This window comes from Colwellia psychrerythraea, assembly GCF_000764225.1.
Classification (GTDB): domain Bacteria; phylum Pseudomonadota; class Gammaproteobacteria; order Enterobacterales; family Alteromonadaceae; genus Colwellia; species Colwellia psychrerythraea_D.
The window spans coordinates 363,730-381,005 of record NZ_JQED01000055.1 but is presented as its reverse complement, the minus strand read 5'-3'; the positions used below and the strand labels follow the sequence as shown (position 1 = coordinate 381,005).

Below are 17,276 nucleotides of genomic sequence, written 5' to 3'. Positions count from 1 at the left end.
TTTTCGGTGTTGCTTGATAATTTTTATGCTGTCACTTAGTGTACTAAGCTCCCTTATAAAAATGATCAAGCGCCTTGTAAAATAAACGAACTAGTTAACCAAACTGAATTAAATCGTAAATAAAGATTAAAAATATTTTGCTGATTATTTTAATAATAAAGCAGAGCTTAAGAAATAAATTTCACTAACTGCGTTATAACTTCTTTATCGCAGTTAGTTGGTTCAAGGTTAAAGAAATGACACGGAGCATGCACCGCATGTGAGTATCATTGATGCCAAGATTGAGCCAAATAACAATGATAAAGAGTCTATTACAATGAATATTAAGAATATATTAAGTGAAAAAGTCAGCGCGGCTATGGTTGCAGCCGGCTTACCTGAAGGTACAAACCCTGCAGTTAGTTTATCTAATCGTCCAAACTTTGGTGATTATCAAGCCAATGGCGTGATGGGAGCGGCTAAAAAACTTAAAACTAATCCACGAGAATTAGCCACTAAAGTTGTTGCTGAATTAAACCTAGAAGGTATTGCCAGCAAAGTTGAATTAGCAGGCCCTGGTTTTATTAATATTCATTTAGATGAAAACTGGTTAGCTGCCCAGCTGAATATAGTTGCTCAAGATGACTGCATTGGCGTAGCTCAACGCGGCGTTAATTCGGGTGATGAGCAACAGACAGTTGTCGTTGATTACTCTGCACCCAACCTTGCCAAAGAAATGCACGTTGGTCACTTACGCTCAACTATCATTGGTGATGCGGTTGTCCGAGCTCTTGAGTTTCGTGGAGACAAAGTTATTCGCCAAAATCACATGGGTGATTGGGGCACGCAATTTGGTATGTTAATCGCTCACTTAAGCGATAAACTTGCTGGAAATGAAGTCGCTGAAACAGCCCTTGCTGATTTAGAGAATTTTTATCGTGAAGCAAAAATTCGCTTTGATGAAGAAGAAGGTTTCGCCGATAGAGCACGTGCTGATGTAGTAAAACTGCAAAGTGGTGATGAAGCATGTGCCAAGTTATGGCAACAATTTATTGATATTTCAATCACACACAGTGAAGAGATTTACACTAAGTTAAATGTTTCTTTAAAACGCTCAGATATCATGGGTGAAAGTGCATATAACGACGATTTATCAACTGTCATTGACGAGCTAATGGAGCAAAAAATAGCGGAAGAAAGTCAAGGCGCTAAAGTTGTCTTCATTAATGAAATGGCCAATAAAGATGGTGAAGCTCCGGTATTTATCGTACAAAAATCTGGTGGTGGTTTCTTGTATGCAACCACTGACTTATCAGCATGTCGCTATCGCAGCGACAAACTAGCAGCCAATCGCATCATTATATTTACCGATGCTCGTCAAGCATTACACTTTAAACAAGTTGAGATTGTAGCCCGTCGAGCTAATTTCCTACCTGAAACAGTAGGTTATCAGCATTGTCCGTTTGGCATGATGATGGGTGATGATGGCAAACCTTTTAAAACTCGTACGGGTGGTACGATTAAACTAGCAGAGTTACTTGATGAAGCGGTCGTTCGAGCTGCGGCATTAATCAAAGAGAAAAACCCAGAAGTTAGTGATGATGATTTAGCTGAAATTTCAAAGAAAGTCGGCATTGGCGCAGTTAAATTCGCCGATTTATCAAAAAACCGTACCAGTGATTACATTTTCAACTGGAAAACGATGTTGAGCTTTGAAGGGGCTACTGCACCTTATTTACAATATGCTTACTCTCGTATTCAAAGCATATTTTCAAAAGCAAATACAGCTAATAGCAATACAGAAACAAATAATGCGGTTATCAATATCATTGAGCCACAAGAAAAAGCCTTAGCATTAAAGTTATTACAACTTGAAGATGTTATTGATGCCGTTATTAGTGAATGTACACCTAACTTGTTATGTAACTACCTATATGAATTAGCCAGCCTTTACATGAGTTTTTATGAAGCCTGTCCTATTCTTAAAGAAGGCATCAGTGATGAAGTTAAAGCTTCACGCCTCGCTTTATGTAAAGTAATTGCGGAGACCTTAAAACAAGGATTAGATATATTAGGCATTGAAACGATGGAGCGTATGTAACTAATATAAATTTAGATCGATATACGTGATTTATCGTAGGTCTTAATGTCATTCCTGACGACACGATTCAGGGGTGACATGACTGTTACCTATTAGACAATGCTTGGATTATATTGCCCAAAACTCAGCATTATATTGCTCACAAATAGAAAATTAAAGAGGTAATGATGCAGTTTACCGATAGCCATTGCCACCTTGATGATGAAGCCTTTAAAGAAAATTTACCGGCTTTGTTAGCTCAATGCGCCAAACTCAACATCAGCCGTATCATTGTTCCCTCTATTGCACCTGACAACTTTTCAAAAGTACTCAACCTAGCCAAACACACCCCTGATGACTTTAACCATATCACCAACAATAACCCGATTAAGGTTTACCCATGTTTAGGTATTCACCCGTGGTTTTTACAAGAGCTAAACGACTCTCATCTAGCACAATTAAGTAAATTAGTAGCAAAATCACGAAATGAAATCATTGCCGTAGGAGAGATTGGCATTGATGGCGCTATCGCCAAACAAGCCATAAACCACGGACAAACTCCTGAAGATAACTTGCATCACCAACAATACTTTTTTGATTTTCAGCTTAATCTCGCTAAACAACAAAACCTCCCGGTAATAATCCATCACAGGCAATCTCACGATAAAATCATGCCATTTCTAAGAAGGTATCAATTAGCGAGAAGCGGTATCATTCATGGTTTTTCAGGCAGCTACCAACAAGCTATGGCTTATATTGATTTGGGCTTTAAACTTGGTGTCGGTAGTACTATCACTTATTCTCGTGCGAAAAAAACGATAAACACTTTCAAACGCCTACCCTTAGACAGTTTGGTTTTAGAAACTGACGCACCATCAATGCCATTAAGTCGTGAGGTTATAGGTAAAGAAGTACTGACTAACAGTGAGAAAAATGGGCAAGAGAGCATCGAGTTAAAAGCTGATTCACCAGCTAATTCCCCAGTAAACTTAATCAAAATTTTTGAAGTATTATCAATTATACGCCCTGAAAGGCCTGCAGAAATAGCAAATCAGCTGGAACAAAATATTGAACAGATATTTTTCAAAGATGTTAACTCTTTTTAATCGCGGGATCTAAACGATATCCCCGTCTACTAAAGCGATTTAACCCTCGAGTGAGTAAAAAACCTACTAAACCCGCTAACAATAACATTAAGCGCTGCAAAGACTGCTGCTCTTCATCTGCTTTAGCTAAAGCTTCAATTAAATAGGATTGCTCTATGGTATATCGAAGGTAGCCATGAAGATTATTACGACTTGCGTCGCTATGCCGTATTTCTTCAATAAAAGGCGTTAAAGTTTCAGTTACATTACGCTGATGTGGGGAAATACCATAGAGGTCATTTATGGTCTTGGTCTTAAGCGGAGCGAGATCATTGCCTAATTTATCCTTCTCTACCGAAGCACTCGATATCAATAAAAGTCCTGTAGCATCATATAAGTGGGCTTGTTTAACAAAATTAACCTTGGTTAAACCATCGAGATATTGTTGTAAGAAGTTATCTTGTTCTATTTTACTGCTATGGGGTTGTTCGAGGATAACAGCTATACCGGCAATGGCCTGTTGGAGTTGCTGTTTAGCAATATAATTAAAATGCGCGGTCAAATTAGCAGTATTTCTCTCCCCTGTAGACAGCCAGAGACTCATCAGTACTATGATAAGTAAAATTGCACTAGCTAATTGCAGGATTTTATTATAAATCGACGATAATTTAGGGTATAAAGGCTGTTCTGCTTGCTTCATAAAAAACACTGGTGACTATTTTAGTGCATCAATAGTGTCACTATAGTTAGATTGTTAACTGATGTGAAGTTTATTATTTTTACATATACCAATACCCTAGAGAGTTAACGTGTCTTTTATTACCACTATACTACCCCTATCGCTTGAACAGTATTTAGCCAATAATTTCCAAGGTAAACAATTACCTATCGCCTTCAGTTTGTCAGAACAAGCGCTTACTTTAACTGATATTTCAGCAAGTGGGCCTGCGATAATAGCTCAGACAGAACTAGTTGTCTTTCAAGAGCTCACCCTCTCACAGCTAGTGGCACTACAGAAACATGCCCAGTTTAAAGTTACATCACTCACCACAATTAATCACCGCAATAATCAAACAAGTTGTCGTTTTCAAGTTAACTGTGATGATTTTATTAAAACACGTAAAGCTGTGGCAGATTTTGCCTTGGAAAATAAAATTGAGGCAGCATTATTATCAGATGTGCCTAAATTAGCGGTGCCTGGATTATTGGTGATGGATATGGACTCTACGACCATTGAAATAGAGTGTATAGATGAAATAGCGAAGCTTGCTGGTGTTGGTGAAGAAGTCGCTGAAGTAACAGAACGTGCCATGTTGGGTGAACTCGATTTTGCACAAAGTTTACATCAACGTGTAGCGACATTAGCTGACTCACCAGAAAGCATATTAAGTGATGTTGCTAAAAACATCCCTTTAATGGCGGGGTTAAAGCCTTTAATTATCGAACTAAAAAAACACAATTGGCGCATTGCAATTGCTTCAGGTGGCTTTACTTATTTTGCTGATCACCTAAAGGAAACACTAAAGTTAGATGCCGCATTTGCCAACACGCTAGAAATTGTTGATGGAAAGCTCACGGGTAAAGTGCTTGGTAGTGTGGTCGATGCACAAGTAAAAGCAGACTCATTAGCTATTTTAAGTAAAGAGTATCAAATAGCAAAAACACAAACGGTTGCTATGGGAGATGGTGCTAACGATTTAGTCATGATGGCTGCAGCAAGTTTTGGTGTTGCTTTTCATGCGAAGCCTATTGTATTAGCTCAGGCCGATAGCAGTATTAATGTGCAAGGTTTAGATTGCCTGCTCCACTGGTTAGCTTAGTTTTTATATAATATATAACATTCCTAGTCTGAAACTAACCTATAGCTGTGCTGCTTCAAACAGTAAGTTACAATATTTTGAAGTAGCGCAGATACTTAGTACTTTATTCTGCCAGCTCATAGCGCAATAATGTTTCTTGTGTCACATCAATTAGTTGAATTAATCCCGCCACACTATAAATCTCTTGTTCAAGCTGTTTACCACGGTGTATTGCATAAGAACCAATATACGCCAATTCAGGGGTTAAATGCTCCATATTAGCTTCATCACTCCGTGATAGTTTCAATTGCAGGCTATAAAAGTCCCCCTGATTTAAAGATTTTTTAATAAAAAAGTTTCTCATTTGAGGAGTAGTAAATTCACTGGCTTGTTTTATCGTTACCGATTTGTCTACATCACTGATACTTGGATCTATCGCAATATAAATAAGTTCATTAACAGCCGTATCACTAGCCATTAATTTTTTCATATGTTGGTCGATTAAATTACTAACCTGCAAGTTACCCAACAGTGGGTATAGATTATGATAACCATGGCGATCACTTAATCGTGACATAGCAGATAACAAGTTTTTATGGCTCTGATAGCCATACTTGCCAAGGGCTAAATTTTCGACTTTATAGCGACTACCACTAGATTGCACCATTGCCGTAGGTATTTCCATATTCACAGCATACAAGGTTCTTAATGCACTAGATAAGCCTGGGGTTAACATGGCATATTCATCAGGGGTTAACTTATTTTTATTTTTATCAATTAATAATTTAAAAAAAGATCGACCTATGTGTTGATGCTCTTTAACTGACACCCTAAGGTTGACCACTTTCTTATCTTTACTGATCCTCATTATCTTATAAGGCAATTTCTTTAAATCAAAAGCTGAAGTTATTTTCTGTAATTTTGGAAAACTTAAATGAACAATATCACCTTTAGATAGCACGGCAGGATTTTCTAAATCGACCTTCAATCCCGAGACTGAAAAATCTGCTGACAATCCAGACCAATTTGCAGCATTCAATTCAATACTAACAGGGGTCTGATATTTAAAACGAACTTCTTGACGTTGGTGTCCATAACTTAGCGTTATTTCATCAACTCGGCTTTGATTATCATTACGCTTTAGACCTAAGCTTTTTAGCCTTTCAAGATCAATACCTTCATAACTTAGTTGTTGGTAATCAGTCAAATTACTAGCACTGGTAATATCGCATGCCGTTACGGCACAGGGTAATTGCGCAAGAATATCTTTTACTTCATCAGTCAGAGGTGGATTTAAATAATTTTGCTGCTTAGTCATAGCAGTAGATAAAGTAAAGGGTGAATAAGCGTGTTCAGGCTTTATCACATGAGACTTTAATTCAGTGATAGCAAAGCTACTTTTACTGGCTGCAAAAGCTAAAAACTGCTGAAAAAAAGCAGGGTCATGTTTAAGTTGCTCTTCATCTACAGTGTAGAAAAATTTATCACCCTTATGCTGATGAATGAAACTAAACACTAATAAGCTCTTATCTTGTTGTAAAGCGTTTAAACGCTCTAAACGTTCAGAATTAATGAGATAATGTAATGCCGAACGATTCTTTTCATCTCGCCAATATTGATACAACTTTTGATTATTCTTGGTCGTTAGTGCATATCGAGGTGATTTGTTATTGCTAGTGCCATTACTGCTCTGCATAAAGATAATCAGTTCATTTAGTTTTACTAAAGTAAACTGTTCAAGACTTCTTGCCTGTAATGCCGATAAACTATTATCTAAATTAATTTTATAACGACGTTTATTCCCTTGAATGTATCCTATTAAGAAGCGCTCAAAGCCATCATTTTTGGGAGTATCAATACGTTGGCAACCGACAAGTTGAGTACCTGAATCGCGTAAGACATTTTTAATTTCAAACGAAAAAAGATCATCTTTACTAAATTGAAATTCTTGCTCTAACCCCGTAAAAGCAATACTTATTTGATCACCTTTAAATAAAGGGATTTCGTTAATCAATTTAAACTTTATTCCCTTAACACTCAGATCAATACTGGTCGTCATTAACTGCTGCTTGTTAAGCACTGTTAACGTAATAGGAATGGCAAAGTTCATTCGTTCTTCAGAACGATTAGGGTAGTTTGCTAGAAGATTCAGTTTAGCTGGGTATTGAAGCTTTTCCGGTCCAGGCTTATTATTCCTTTCAATAACGCTGGGAGTAACTTGCTCACTTTGATAAATATTACGAAAACTGTTTTTAGCATTCTTAACCGTTTCATATACGCCAAAAGTATAACCACCATACTTCGCCACACTTTCTTTAAAGGTAGCAATAGCAACTTCATCTAAAAAGTGAGTTTGTCCCTGATAGTCAAATAACTGACATTCACCATTGACCAAACCACGTAAATCGATGGAGCGTGCACAAGGACCAGCTAAACGTTTTAATTCCATTTTTAATATAAATTTTTCAGTTTTATTAAGGTGCTCTGTTACAGCACTATAATTCGCTTCAAAAGTCCGTTTATTTACCTCACCACGAAAATCATTAATAATATCATGGTGTTTACTGAAATCTTTATTCATAATTTTTCATCAACTTCTGATTTACCACATGTTTTTTGACACTTAGCGACAGTGTCACTGCTGGGTTAGGACTTTTGCTTAGACAAAAAAATCAAAATCATTATAATCTAAGCGACTTTATCATTAAAAACCTAGCAATTTCTATGCCTCTCAATGATAGAGATCAATCAAAACCATTCATTTTTTAATTGTTTTGTATTGATAGTGAAAATAAACATAATATTGTTCAATGACAGACGCTAATTGCAGTCATGTTATCGTTTAAAGGGTGGTAAATCTAGATGGTAAAAGCAGCAAAAATCGAATTTGTTTGCACCGATTGCGGGATGAATCATTCTCGTTGGCAGGGACAATGCCGTTGCGGTGCATGGAATACGCTGGTAGAAATGAAAATATCCAAATCAGCAAATAAAAACGGGGTTACTCGTAATGCGAATACAGGTGGTTATGCTGGTTTAACAGGTGGTGGCTCTAAAAAAATTAACGAAATAGAATCCGTTGACGCCGAAAAAAAGTTGACCGGCATTGGAGAGCTTGATCGTGTTTTATCTGGTGGTGTTACCACAGGCTCGGTAAATATTATTTCTGGCGATCCTGGAGCAGGCAAAACCACCCTGCTTTCTGATCTTGTCGCTCGCATGTCGAAGGTTCACGCCTCACTTTATTGTACAGCGGAGGAATCACTGTCTCAGTTCAAAAATCGCGTGCACAGATTAAAGTTAGATTATGACGAAGATAACCTTTATTTATTAGCTGAAACCAGTGTTGAAGCCATCATAGAAGAATTAGATAAAAACAAAATTAAATTTGCAGTTATTGACTCTATTCAAGCGGTAATAACTGAAAATGCTAATGGCAGTCCTGGCTCTCCTTCACAAGTAAAAAGCAGTGCGCAATCACTGACCCAGTACTGCAAGCAAAACAATGTCACTATGTTTATTATCGCCCATGTTAATAAAAACAATGAAATTGCCGGCCCACAAACACTAGTACACATTGTTGATGCTTTATTGCATATCGACACGAATGACGGTCAGATCCGTACACTAAGAGCCAACAAAAACCGTTTTGGTGATATCGACACTGTCGGCATTTTTAAAATGTGTGAACGTGGCATGCTCAGTGTTGATAACCCGAGTGAAATATTTTTATCTGGTTCTAGCACCGAGTCTCCCGGCTCAACAATCACTTGCATTCGAAAAGGTAACCGCAACCTATTGCTTGAAATACAATGCTTGACCACTGAAACCGAGGCCGAGTTTCCACAACGTGTTTGTGTTGGTCTAAACATGAATAGAATTAAAATGTTAACGGGGATACTGCGTAAGCACACCAAAACGAAGATATTTCACGACACTTTTTTTAATATTGTCGGTGGCTTAAAAATTGATGAGTCTGAAACTTGTATTGATCTAGCACTCGTCACTGCACTGTTAAGTAGCCTAAATGATTTTGTTATACCAAGATCGACCTGCATCATGGGTGAGTTAAGCTTAAATGGTGATGTTAGGCCAATAGACAGTGGTGTACCGCGTGTTAAAGAAGCCGCACAACATGGTTTTACTGAAATATATATTCCCTATCGTAATTATCATAAATCGATGGAAGGTTTAGGCGCTAACATCAGGGCTGTAAAAACCATTCACGAGCTAATTGAATTGATAAAATAATAACTGAAGTTCATTATCATACTAATGATAGCCAAAGACATTTGTCATACTTTCTTACACTAAGGTCAAGTTTTATAGACAATATCGGTTTAAAATATCGAGCCTTTATTATCACTTTGCTAGTTTAATATACGCGTGTTTGATAAAGTGCTCGAGCTAAAAAATATTGGCATGGACGTCATAGGCACAGCGCATATATTTACCTATTTATACCCATGATACTTCAAGGTGCGAGTTTCAGGATGCCTGAGCGATTCATGATCGAGGCGCATCTTTTTATTAAGGGTTGTTCCCTTAAAAACAGATGGTACGAAGAGCATGATTTGCTCAGACATCCCCGTAGGGCTGGTTTATAAACGCTTTATGCTACGTTATTGATTTCGACAAGGGAACAACCATTCTCTTCAATCAATACCTTGCCTAAAGACGTTTCTAATTCCAGCTGAATCTTGCATCTTGAGGTAACATGGGTATGCACAAATCAATTAAATAACTTAATAAGATAACTTTCCTATGAAATTTACTGTTAAAAAAGCACTTTTATCTCTCGCTTGCTCATTGACCTTAACGCTAAAGGTAAATGCAACTGATGAAATAATCCAAGTACCAAGCGCAGAACAATTAAGTATTGAGCGCATTTATAGTTCGCCTTCTTTAAATGGTCAAACTCCCAAGTCATTAAAATTTTCTCCTGACGGAACACGAGTAACCTACCTACAAGGTAAAGCAGAAGATTTACATCGTTATGATTTGTGGGAATATAATTTAGCCAGTAAAGAAAATAAACTGCTTGTTGATTCTCAATCATTGTTTAGTGGTCCAGAAAACTTATCTGACGAAGAAAAAGCACGCCGTGAGCGCCAACGTATCTATGGTGTTGGCATTATGGAATACCAATTCTCTCAAGACGGTAGTGCGCTACTATTCCCACTTAATGGCGATATTTACTACTACCATTTAGCAACCAAAACAGCTAAGCGCTTAACGGAAACAGTCGGTTTTGAAACCGATGTAAAATTTTCTCCTAAAGGTAATTTTGTTTCCTATATTCGAGAACAAAATATCTATGTATTAAATATTACATCTGGCGAAGAACGACAACTTACCACCGATGGTGGCGGTACTATTAAAAATGGTATGAGTGAATTTGTTGCTCAAGAAGAAATGTCGCGCATGACTGGCTATTGGTGGTCACCAAATGAAAAAAACATTGCTTTTTTACGCGTCGATGAAAGCCCAGTACAAACCGTTATTCGTAACGAGATATACGCAGAAAAAATTGAATTAATTGAGCAACGTTATCCTGCAACCGGGACTAATAATGTTCATATTCAATTAGCCGTTACCGATATTAAAGGCAAAAAGATTCGTTTTATTGATTCAGGTGATAATAAAGATATTTATATCCCAAGAGTCAAATGGCTTCGAGATAGTAAAAATTTATCTTACCAGTTACAAAGTCGCGATCAGCAAACATTAACCTTAAAAACATATAATTTAAAAAAGCGCCGCCAAAAAACCTTATTAGTAGAAAAGTCAGATCATTGGCTTAACTTACATAAAGATTTAATTTTCTTAAGTGACAATAAAACTTTTATCTGGGCGTCAGAACGTGATGGCTTCAAACATCTTTACCATTACAACTTAAAAGGTGAATTAATTTCACAGTTAACAAAGGGCGAATGGGTAGTTGATTCACTAACACGTGTCGATGAAAAAAATGGTTGGCTTTACTTCACGGGACGAGCTGACACCCCGCTTGAACGTCATTTATATAAAGTTCCTCTAAGTGGTAAATCGCCTGAAAATGTGCAGCGAATAACGAAACGCAATGGCTTTCACAGTATAAGTTTCAGTCAAACCAGCGAAAGTTATATTGATAACTTCTCAAATACTAAAACCCCTAAACAGGTAAGTTTACACTCAGCTAATGGCAAACACATTACGTGGTTAGCTGAAAATAAAGTAACGCCTGATCATCCTGTAGCACCGTATTATCATAATTTAGTTATGCCTGAGTTTGGTTCATTAAAGTCAGATGATGGAAAAGCTGATTTGTACTACAAGCTCTATAAACCTAAAAATATGCAACCAGGGAAAAAATATCCTGTTATTGTTAGAGTTTATGGCGGTCCTCACGCACAACTGGTCACTAACAAGTGGCAAGGCGCTGATATCACTCAATACATGCTACAACAAGGTTATATTGTTTATCAGCTTGATAACCGTGGCTCTAATTACCGTGGAACTGCCTTTGAATTTCCAATCTATGAGACATTGGGTCAAGTTGAAGTTGCCGACCAAATTACTGGCGTGAAATACCTCCATACACTGCCCTATGTTGATAAAGAACGTATTGGCGTATTTGGTCATTCTTACGGTGGTTATATGGCGCTAATGACAATGTTCAAAGCAGGTGATTATTTTAAAGCGGGTGTCAGTGGCGCGCCAGTAACCGATTGGATGCTCTATGATACGCATTACACCGAACGTTATTTGAACCACCCTAAAGCCAATGCTGCAGGCTATGAACAGAGCAGTGTATTCCCTTATGTTTCTGGTTTAAGCGGCCCAATGATGGTTTATCACGGAATGGCTGATGACAACGTATTGTTTACCAATACCACAAAATTAATTAAAGCCTTACAAGATGAAGGTAAATTATTTGAGTTAATGACGTATCCGGGCAGTAAACACAGTATGCGTGGTAAAAAAGTAAAAGTGCACTTAAACACTACTATCATGGACTTTTTTGATAGACACTTTAAGCAGTAGTATCGATACTATGATTGCTTAACAAGTCTTTAATTGATAAAGCGAGCCTGTTGATAAATGGCTCGCTTTAAACTTTAATAGAGAAAACTAAAAGCTATAATTAATACCTAAGCTGACACTTGGGCCAAAGCCGGGTAAATAACTAGGCTGATTCGGATTTGAATAACCACGAATAACATAAGACGTTTGATAGTTTTCATCTGTCAAATTTTGCCCATCGAGATAAACGCGCAAGTCTTCATTAACTTGATAAGCCATTTGCAAGCCCACTAACAGGTGAGCATCTTGGAATTGACTGTTCGCATGATCAATCGCTGTATCGTCAATTTGCCACTTAACACTTGGCGCAATATATAAACCACTCACCGTTTGGTAGCGCAACTCAAATTGCATTAAATGCTCAGGCACTCCGGCAATTTGGTTTCCTTGATACTCTCCGCCTGAAAAATAAAAATCAGAATAATTATAAACTAACTTACTCGATAAATTGCCTCCAGCGCTGAACAAGCTTTCACTTATACCTTGTATCCACTCTAGCTCAATTCCTTGATGGATAGTGCCAGCATCATAATTATCCGTTTTGCCATTAACAGCAAAATCACTGACGATTGAAATTAACTCATCATCAATATCGCTGCGATATAATGCCATACTCCACTGTGTTTGACCTATACTACCACTTGAGCCAAACTCGATAGTATTGGATGATTGAGCTGCTAACTCATTCAAGCTGACCTTTGCCATTGCTGGATTTTTTGGACTGACAGATGCTGATACTAGCTCCCAATAAGTTGGCGCTTCATTAGTGCTACTAAAGTTAGCAAAAAACCTAACATCTTCAGAAAACTGATAGTTGACCCCCAGCTTAGGATTCACACTGTTATAGCTATTCTCTTGATTTAGGCCCATTGCTTTATTATCACTAATATCTCGGTTTGCTATTACCCCTTGCATGGCAGCAACTAACTGAATATTTTGTGATAACTGTGCTTGCCACTGTAAAGCTAAGATATAATTACTTGCTTCAAGGTCTAAATCACCAAATTTTTGTAATTTGCTCCCATCTTCAGGGCTGTTGGCAAAATAAGTACGGTTCATATCACTTGAGTTCCCGCTCACTGACAAGGTAAACTCATCAAATTCAGTAATATAATCCCCAGTTAACCTCGCAGCATATTCAAAACCAACATCCTGACTTTCAGTGACATTATGTGCAAGTGGATCAGTAAACGTGTCTGATACATCTTGATAAAATACGCCAAACTCTTGCTGAAAATTATTACTACTAAACCGCGTTTTATTGGCAACTCTAATTAAAGCTGAATCACGAAATGGATCTCTTTTATAAACATTTAGCAAAGAATCAAGCGGTGTATTACCATCACCTAACACTTCTTTTGGCGCAGATATTGCTCTGTCTTTTGGTACAACAAACGGGATATCAAATTGATTATCACTCCACTGGAAATAGCTCCTGTTGGTTATAGTATCACTGATATCTACTCCAATATTAGCAGAAATATTATTTCGCTCTGACTCGCTATGATTCCTATAACCATCATAACTATCATGACTGGCATTAATATAATAATCCCAATCATCATGTTGACCCGAGGTTTGTCCACTTAACCCTAAGCGGTTATCGTTACCATATTCAAGTCTAATACTCGGGTTAGCATTAGTACCATTTTGACTATGTAAATTAACGGCTCCACCTAATGTAGTTCCGCCATACCGTTGCGCATTAGCCCCTCGGTATACTGAGACCATCTCTGCTGATTTCACATCAAGAAAACCAATAATAAAACTGCCATCAGCTTGGTTTATGGGTAAGCCATCATAAAGCAACTGTATGCCGCGATTCACAGGGTTACTCTGCATGCCTGAACCTCGAATATTAAACCTTGGTTGATCATTACCGCCGAAAAAACTTTGCATAATAATGCCAGGTTCAAAACCTAATGCATCTTGCAATGTCGCTTGCCTTGCAGGTAATTTAGCGATTTCAATTAAATTAGTACCACCTGCAACTTTTTTCAATTCACTCCGCGCTTCGTCAATTGTAGGGAAAGTTCGCTCCGCACCTTGACTATTAATTTCAATGTACTCATCAACCACTATTCCTGATGCCGACGCATTAGCTATGATGGGCGTACTTATCAGGGCTGCAGTTAAACATATTGTTAAATAACTTTTCTGCAGAGCCACACTTTGAACCGGCTTTCTTTTTAATAACTGAGATAACATGACCTTTCCTTACTACCAAGTGATATAAAACATGTTTTTTGCTAAGAAGATGATTAACACTTGATGGCAAAAAACACTTAAATGAATAAATTTGAAACGACTACAGCTCATTTTTCCATGACGAGAAAGGTACATAGCTGTGAAGAAGTGCATCAGGACACTTAACGCTAGGAGCATCTTTACTGATAACAGTTGACCGAAATTCGACGACATTACCTCTTTAAAACCAGGAAAGTGATGATTAGCCATCGCTAATCCCGAAAGAAATAAACAAGCAAGTACGTAGGGCATTATTTGTCGCGCTTTAGTCGTGATACCTTCTTGAACTTGCGCCATTACATCACTTGCTATGCGCTTTCTTATTGACTCAAGAAAAATAACTTCAAAAAAAACAACACCGATAAACATAACGGCAGAAAATAAATGAATCGTGATTAGAATTGGGTAGGACATAATGAGTTAACCTTTGATGGATAAATATGATTAATAAAGAGTTCGCGCTCTTGTAATGTGCTTGTATTGCAAGACAGAGGTGGAGCAGAAGGCCTCAACAATAAACATTTACTCGTGACTTTAATCACTTGCTCTATATCATGACTGATATAAATCATGCTGATTTTTTCGGTCAGAAACTGCTGTAATAATTGGCTCAATTCATCGGTGGAGTGTTTGTCTAACGCACTAAAAGGTTCATCCAATAACAAAAGATCAGGTCTAATAGAGAAAGCCCTTGCTAACGAAACGCGTTGTGCCATACCACCAGAAAGTTGATGTGGAAAATAATGTTTGTATCCCGTTAACCCCACTTTATTAAGTAGTTCATCTAACTGTGATTCCCTTTGGTGATTCGGAATACCTTGTGCTTTCATGACTTCAGTAATATTTTGGGCAACATCGAGCCAAGGTAATAATCTTGGCTCTTGAAATACATAACCAATACGTAAAGCTCTGTTCTCAATTAAGCCACTACTTTGTCGCTCAATCCCCGAAATTAACTTCATCAGAGATGACTTGCCAATACCACTTTTACCCAGTAATGCAATTTTATCTCCTGCATAAATATCAAAACAAAAATCATCAAAAACAACTTGCTGATTAAAATAGAGTGAGATATTTTTCATCGAAACAAGCACTGCAGATAGAGTACATTCATTGGCATTTTCATCAGGCATACTCATGCATTTTCTCCCTGCCAATGTAATAGCTTGTGCTGAATAGGCTTAAGTAAAAGCAGTTCCAAGAAAGCGACAAGCAGTAAACTTACCAAAACCCAGGCGTATAACTCTGCGGTTTCAAAATTGCTACTAGCACTGGTTAACTGGTAACCTATGCCTTCATGACTCCCCAGTACTTCTGCCAACACAACAATCCGAACACCATTGCAACAAACCATGACTAATGTGGCGCATAATGCTGGTGCAATAGCTGGAATGTAAATATTCCGAAGACATTGATAATGTGAAAATTGGTATATTGTTGCTAGTTCAAGCCATTGAGAGTTAATTTGAGCAATGTTTTTTTGAGTATTTAAATAAACCGTTGGAGTAAGCAAAATGACGGTAATAAATATCACCATGGAAGATCCCATGCCAAACCACAGCATGGCCAGTAAAACAACAATAACTGGTGGGACACTCATCAACAGCCAACGGGTTGGTGCAAGAAAATCTCTTAGCCAGCTTTTTCTTCCCGCCATCACACCAAGAGAAAATCCTATAAAACACGCGACACTGAGCGCAATAGTTAACCGAGTTAAGCTAACCAACATCGTCTGCCAAAACTCAGCGTCCAAAAACAGCTCAACCATGTATGAAATAGTCTGACTGGGCGAGGCTAAAATCATGTGACTAAGTTGGTCAGCAAGGTATTGCCAAAATGCAATAAGCGCTAGTCCACCTGCTAGTTGTGCAAAGAGTTTTTTTATTACTCGCTGTTTTTTTACCTTATATGAAGACATTAGAAATAAAAGCCTTCTGCAGGTAACTTATTACCAATGCGTTTAGCATCACTTTTCGCGAGCAAACGATAAAAGCTTTCTAAATCGCTTTTAGCTAACTTAGCATCAACTGTTGTAATCGCTGTTTTTTCTATCGCTGACATTAGTGCCTCTCTTGGCATTTTGGGCAGATAGACACGAACTATTTTTACGCATTCAGCTATATTTTCCTGACACCAAGTAGATGCAGCTTTATAGGCTTGATTTACAGATTTCACGACATTACGATCTTGATTAACCGGAATATTGGCCACAAGCCCTGCCTGCGGTAATTTGGGACTATTTGGAAAACTACGTTGCCAGAGCTGACTGATGTTGAATGAGGTAACGAGGCTAACGCCCTGCTTTTGTGTAATATTCTTATTAGCCTGATATAAAACCACCGAGCTTAGTGGTTCAATTAATAAGGCATGCTTAACTTTGCTGGCCAGTAATAGCTGAGCAGTGTCTGCAAGGTTATGACTATTTCTAATCTTAACCTGACTTGCTTTATTTGCCAGGTTGGCATTTAGCAATTCTTTGAATACGATACTTGGCATATCATTTTTAAATGGCACAGCAATTTCTTGGCCGATAAGAGCGTGTAAATCAGCAAGGCGCTCCCCTTGTTGACTGACAATACTCATGATATCCCAAATGGAAATATTGACTAAACTCAGCTTATGCCCACGGTTATAAAATGTTGCAGCGAGATTAGATGGCATCGCAGTAAAATCAACCTGCCCACCTAAGACCATAGCGCGGAGTTGTTGGGGGTTTTTCCATTGCACAAACTCAAGTGCAATATGCTGTTGCGACAACATTTTTTTTTGTGCCATCACCATTAAAGGATAACTGACCACTGCGCCAGGGCCTGCTAAGGTAAAGCTTCTCTTATCGTGATGAGCGCCATCACCTGCATTAACATGAGGGCTAATTAGCAACATGCTAACTACAGTATTTAGTATTAAAAATAGCGATACATTAAATGAAAAATATTTCACGATAACCTACAAATAAGAATGATTTTCATTTATAGTACTCTAATTGTTACGCTACCTCCTTGACAATTATCAAGGCCGTCA

12 protein-coding genes are annotated in these 17,276 nt (G+C 37.8%); 5 read left to right on the top strand and 7 right to left on the bottom strand.

The window, feature by feature from the left end; all coding sequences use genetic code 11:
* The first annotated feature begins 316 nt into the window (after positions 1–316).
* Positions 317–2,080: an arginine--tRNA ligase gene (argS, locus tag ND2E_RS02125; RefSeq protein ID WP_033095796.1), complete on the top strand. Its 1,764-nt coding sequence runs from the start codon at positions 317–319 to the stop codon at positions 2,078–2,080.
* A gap of 164 nt (positions 2,081–2,244) precedes the next feature.
* The gene (locus tag ND2E_RS02130) at positions 2,245–3,165 is read left to right on the top strand and encodes a TatD family hydrolase (protein ID WP_223303702.1); all 921 of its coding nucleotides are present in this window, start codon (positions 2,245–2,247) and stop codon (positions 3,163–3,165) included.
* On the opposite strand, the gene ND2E_RS02135 is transcribed toward ND2E_RS02130, so the two are convergent.
* Positions 3,152–3,844, bottom strand: coding sequence for a hypothetical protein (locus ND2E_RS02135; protein WP_033095611.1), 693 nt, complete (start codon positions 3,842–3,844; stop codon positions 3,152–3,154). The genes ND2E_RS02130 and ND2E_RS02135 overlap by 14 nt on opposite strands.
* 109 nt (positions 3,845–3,953) lie before the next feature.
* On the opposite strand from ND2E_RS02135, the gene serB reads away from it, so the two are divergent.
* Complete coding sequence (serB, locus tag ND2E_RS02140) at positions 3,954–4,964, top strand: phosphoserine phosphatase SerB (RefSeq protein ID WP_081962112.1); 1,011 nt, start codon at positions 3,954–3,956, stop codon at positions 4,962–4,964.
* A 103-nt stretch (positions 4,965–5,067) separates the two neighbouring features.
* On the opposite strand, the gene ND2E_RS02145 is transcribed toward serB, so the two are convergent.
* Positions 5,068–7,524 (bottom strand): PilZ domain-containing protein, encoded by a 2,457-nt coding sequence (locus tag ND2E_RS02145; RefSeq protein WP_033095610.1) that lies wholly within the window; start codon positions 7,522–7,524, stop codon positions 5,068–5,070.
* A gap of 281 nt (positions 7,525–7,805) precedes the next feature.
* Here ND2E_RS02145 and radA point away from each other — a divergent pair, with 281 nt between their 5' ends.
* Both radA and ND2E_RS02155 read left to right on the top strand, forming a co-directional pair.
* Positions 7,806–9,194 carry a DNA repair protein RadA gene (radA, locus tag ND2E_RS02150; RefSeq protein WP_033095609.1) on the top strand — a complete coding sequence of 463 codons (1,389 nt, stop codon included), beginning with the start codon at positions 7,806–7,808 and terminating at the stop codon, positions 9,192–9,194.
* A 513-nt stretch (positions 9,195–9,707) separates the two neighbouring features.
* The gene (locus ND2E_RS02155) at positions 9,708–11,969 is read left to right on the top strand and encodes a S9 family peptidase (RefSeq protein WP_033095608.1); all 2,262 of its coding nucleotides are present in this window, start codon (positions 9,708–9,710) and stop codon (positions 11,967–11,969) included.
* Between the two features lie 87 nt (positions 11,970–12,056).
* On the opposite strand, the gene ND2E_RS02160 is transcribed toward ND2E_RS02155, so the two are convergent.
* The 5 genes from ND2E_RS02160 to ND2E_RS02175 are packed head-to-tail and all read right to left on the bottom strand — an operon-like array spanning position 12,057 to position 17,138.
* The gene (locus ND2E_RS02160; protein WP_052056972.1) at positions 12,057–14,216 is read right to left on the bottom strand and encodes a TonB-dependent receptor family protein; all 2,160 of its coding nucleotides are present in this window, start codon (positions 14,214–14,216) and stop codon (positions 12,057–12,059) included.
* 12 nt (positions 14,217–14,228) lie between these two features.
* On the bottom strand, positions 14,229–14,669 hold the full coding sequence (locus tag ND2E_RS02165; protein ID WP_033095607.1) for a CopD family copper resistance protein: 441 nt from the start codon (positions 14,667–14,669) through the stop codon (positions 14,229–14,231).
* Positions 14,651–15,394 (bottom strand): ABC transporter ATP-binding protein, encoded by a 744-nt coding sequence (locus ND2E_RS0122040; RefSeq protein ID WP_052056970.1) that lies wholly within the window; start codon positions 15,392–15,394, stop codon positions 14,651–14,653. The genes ND2E_RS02165 and ND2E_RS0122040 overlap by 19 nt, the downstream gene beginning before the upstream one ends.
* Entirely contained in the window at positions 15,391–16,173 is a 783-nt protein-coding gene (locus tag ND2E_RS02170; RefSeq protein ID WP_052056967.1) for an ABC transporter permease, read from the bottom strand. The genes ND2E_RS0122040 and ND2E_RS02170 overlap by 4 nt, the downstream gene beginning before the upstream one ends.
* The gene (locus tag ND2E_RS02175; RefSeq protein WP_052056965.1) at positions 16,173–17,138 is read right to left on the bottom strand and encodes an ABC transporter substrate-binding protein; all 966 of its coding nucleotides are present in this window, start codon (positions 17,136–17,138) and stop codon (positions 16,173–16,175) included. The genes ND2E_RS02170 and ND2E_RS02175 overlap by 1 nt, the downstream gene beginning before the upstream one ends.
* Between the last annotated feature and the right edge of the window lie 138 nt (positions 17,139–17,276).

Bases quoted from the DNA above. Each gene is read 5' to 3' on its own strand.
- ND2E_RS02170 (WP_052056967.1), bottom strand. From the start codon at position 16,173: ATGTCTTCATATAAGGTAAAAAAACAGCGAGTAATAAAAAAACTCTTT.
- argS (WP_033095796.1), top strand. From the start codon at position 317: ATGAATATTAAGAATATATTAAGTGAAAAAGTCAGCGCGGCTATGGTT.
- radA (WP_033095609.1), top strand. From the start codon at position 7,806: ATGGTAAAAGCAGCAAAAATCGAATTTGTTTGCACCGATTGCGGGATG.
- ND2E_RS02135 (WP_033095611.1), bottom strand. From the start codon at position 3,844: ATGAAGCAAGCAGAACAGCCTTTATACCCTAAATTATCGTCGATTTAT.
- ND2E_RS02145 (WP_033095610.1), bottom strand. From the start codon at position 7,524: ATGAATAAAGATTTCAGTAAACACCATGATATTATTAATGATTTTCGT.
- ND2E_RS02175 (WP_052056965.1), bottom strand. From the start codon at position 17,138: ATGTTGCTAATTAGCCCTCATGTTAATGCAGGTGATGGCGCTCATCAC.
- ND2E_RS0122040 (WP_052056970.1), bottom strand. From the start codon at position 15,394: ATGAGTATGCCTGATGAAAATGCCAATGAATGTACTCTATCTGCAGTG.
- ND2E_RS02160 (WP_052056972.1), bottom strand. From the start codon at position 14,216: ATGTTATCTCAGTTATTAAAAAGAAAGCCGGTTCAAAGTGTGGCTCTG.
- ND2E_RS02130 (WP_223303702.1), top strand. From the start codon at position 2,245: ATGATGCAGTTTACCGATAGCCATTGCCACCTTGATGATGAAGCCTTT.
- ND2E_RS02165 (WP_033095607.1), bottom strand. From the start codon at position 14,669: ATGTCCTACCCAATTCTAATCACGATTCATTTATTTTCTGCCGTTATG.
- ND2E_RS02155 (WP_033095608.1), top strand. From the start codon at position 9,708: ATGAAATTTACTGTTAAAAAAGCACTTTTATCTCTCGCTTGCTCATTG.